Genomic DNA, 2,520 nt, shown 5'->3' on the forward strand with positions numbered 1-2,520 from the left:
TCAAGGAACGGACGCTTCCTTCGTACTCACCCTCTCGGGCTTTCCTCTGGGCGCTTCCCTTCGGTGTCTCCAACTCTACCAGTGTTTTTCCGTCTCTCCGACCACCCTCCCGCAGGCATACAGAAGGAGACCCCGAGATAGGATCTGGCAAGTTGGGTGCCACTGGGCTGGGACACTCGAAGGCGTCACTCGGCCTCAGCAGGAGTACGACTGTACACGGGGCCGCGGAGCGGGGGCAAATCCAGCGAGGAGGTGGTCTAGACCTCTATTCAGGAGCTATCGTGCGGAACCCGCACTTCCTGTGACATACGCTGCTGCTCAGTGCACCGTCCGGGACAGGCAGTGACGGCCCATGTATCTCCACCCCCCGGGAGGCTTCCCATGACCACCGTGACGTCCCCGCTGGCAGGACGCGCCATCGGACTGGCCGCCGTGCCGGATCCGGTCTTCTCCGGGGCCATGGTCGGCCCGGGCACCGCCATCGATCCCGTACGGGAGCCCTCCGAGGCGGTCGCCCCCGTCGACGGAGTCATCGTCTCCCTCCACCCCCACGCCTTCGTGGTCGTCGACCCGAACGGGCACGGGGTGCTCACCCACCTCGGCATCGACACCGTGCAGCTCAACGGCGAGGGTTTCGAGCTGCTGGTGAACAAGGGCGACACCGTGACGCGCGGCCAGGCCGTCGTGCGCTGGGACCCGGCGGCCGTCGAGGCGGCGGGCAAGTCGCCGGTCTGCCCCGTCGTCGCGCTCGAGGCCACCGCCGAGGCGCTCTCCGAGCTCCGCGAGGACGGTGACGTCAAGGTCGGCGACAGTCTCTTCGTCTGGAAGTGACGTCACTGCCGTCGTAGGACGGCCAGGCAGGACAACCATCGCGGCGGCGGGGCCCGCCGCACTATCGGAGACGGGTGAGATGGAGACAACGCTGCGAGGCGTCGGCGTGAGCCACGGGGTGGCGATCGGCGAGGTTCGGCACATGGGAACGGCGGTGCTCGAACCGCCCGCCAAGCAGATCCCGGCCGAGGAGGCGGAGCGTGAGCAGGGGCGCGCTCGCCAGGCCGTGGACGCTGTGGCGGCCGACCTGATGGCGCGCGGCAATCTGGCGGGGGGCGAAGCCCAGGCGGTGCTCGAGGCGCAGGCCATGATGGCCCAGGATCCCGAGCTGATCGCGGACGTGGACCGGCGGATCGCCGTGGGCAGCACGGCCGAGCGCGCCGTGTACGACGCGTTCGCCGCCTACCGGGACCTGCTGGCCGGTGCCGGTGAGTACCTGGCCGGTCGCGTCGCCGACCTCGACGACGTGCGAAATCGTATCGTCGCCCGCCTTCTGGGCGTGCCGATGCCGGGTGTGCCGGACAGCGACGAGCCGTACGTACTGGTCGCCCGTGATCTGGCTCCGGCCGACACGGCGCTGCTGGACCCGACGCTCGTGCTGGGCTTCGTCACCGAGGAGGGCGGGCCGACCAGCCACAGCGCGATCCTGGCGCGGGCACTAGGGGTGCCGGCCGTGGTGGCGCTGCCGGGTGCCGGTGAGCTGGCCGAGGGGACGGTCGTCGCCGTCGACGGCAGCACCGGTGAGGTCTTCGTGAACCCGACCGAGGAGAAGAAGGCGCAGCTGGAGGCGGCGGCCGCGGAGCGCAGGGCGGCACTGGCGGGGTCGACGGGGCCGGGGGCCACCTCCGACGGTCACAAGGTGCCGCTGCTGGCCAACATCGGCGGACCCGCGGATGTGCCCGCGGCGGTCGAGGCCGGCGCGGAGGGTGTCGGTCTCTTCCGGACCGAGTTCCTGTTCCTGGACGACAACAAGAACGCTCCGTCCGAGGAGAAGCAGGTCGAGGCCTACCGGCAGGTGCTCGAGGCGTTCCCGGAGGGCCGGGTCGTGGTGCGGGTGCTCGACGCGGGCGCGGACAAGCCGCTGGACTTCCTGACTCCGGCGGACGAGCCGAACCCGGCGCTCGGTGTGCGCGGGTTGCGCACGCTGCTGGACCACCCCGAGGTGCTGCGCACCCAGCTGACGGCGCTGGCGAAGGCAGCCGAGGGCCTGCCGGTCCACCTCGAGGTGATGGCCCCGATGGTGGCGGACCGTACGGACGCCCGGGCGTTCGCCGACGCGTGCCGGGCGGCCGGGCTGCGGGCCAAGTTCGGTGCGATGGTGGAGATCCCGTCGGCCGCGCTGCGGGCGCGCTCGATCCTCCAGGAGGTCGAGTTCCTGTCGCTGGGGACGAACGACCTCGCGCAGTACACCTTCGCCGCCGACCGTCAGGTGGGTGCTGTCTCCCGTCTGCAGGACCCGTGGCAGCCGGCGCTGCTCGACCTGGTGGCGCTGTCCGCCGAGGCGGCGAGGGCCGAGGGCAAGAGCTGTGGTGTGTGCGGTGAGGCGGCGTCCGACCCGCTGCTCGCGTGCGTGCTGACCGGTCTGGGGGTCACCTCCCTCTCCATGGGCGCGGCGTCGATTCCGTATGTGCGGGCGACGCTGGCGAAGTACACGCTGGCGCAGTGCGAGCGGGCGGCCGCGGCCGCCCG

Annotated in this window: 2 protein-coding genes; both read left to right on the forward strand. The window is 71.3% G+C overall.

The features are described from left to right. Nucleotides 1-381 precede the first annotated feature (381 nt). A complete protein-coding gene (locus CCN42_RS32000) occupies nucleotides 382-831 on the forward strand; it encodes a PTS sugar transporter subunit IIA (RefSeq protein WP_086740850.1) in 450 nt (149 codons plus the stop codon). Between the two features lie 79 nt (nucleotides 832-910). Next, the coding region (ptsP, locus tag CCN42_RS32005) for a phosphoenolpyruvate--protein phosphotransferase (protein ID WP_086740851.1) at nucleotides 911-2,520 on the forward strand (1,610 nt) is incomplete at its 3' end.

Origin of the sequence: Streptomyces glaucescens (assembly GCF_002154375.1) — a bacterium.
In the GTDB taxonomy this organism is placed as follows: domain Bacteria; phylum Actinomycetota; class Actinomycetes; order Streptomycetales; family Streptomycetaceae; genus Streptomyces; species Streptomyces glaucescens.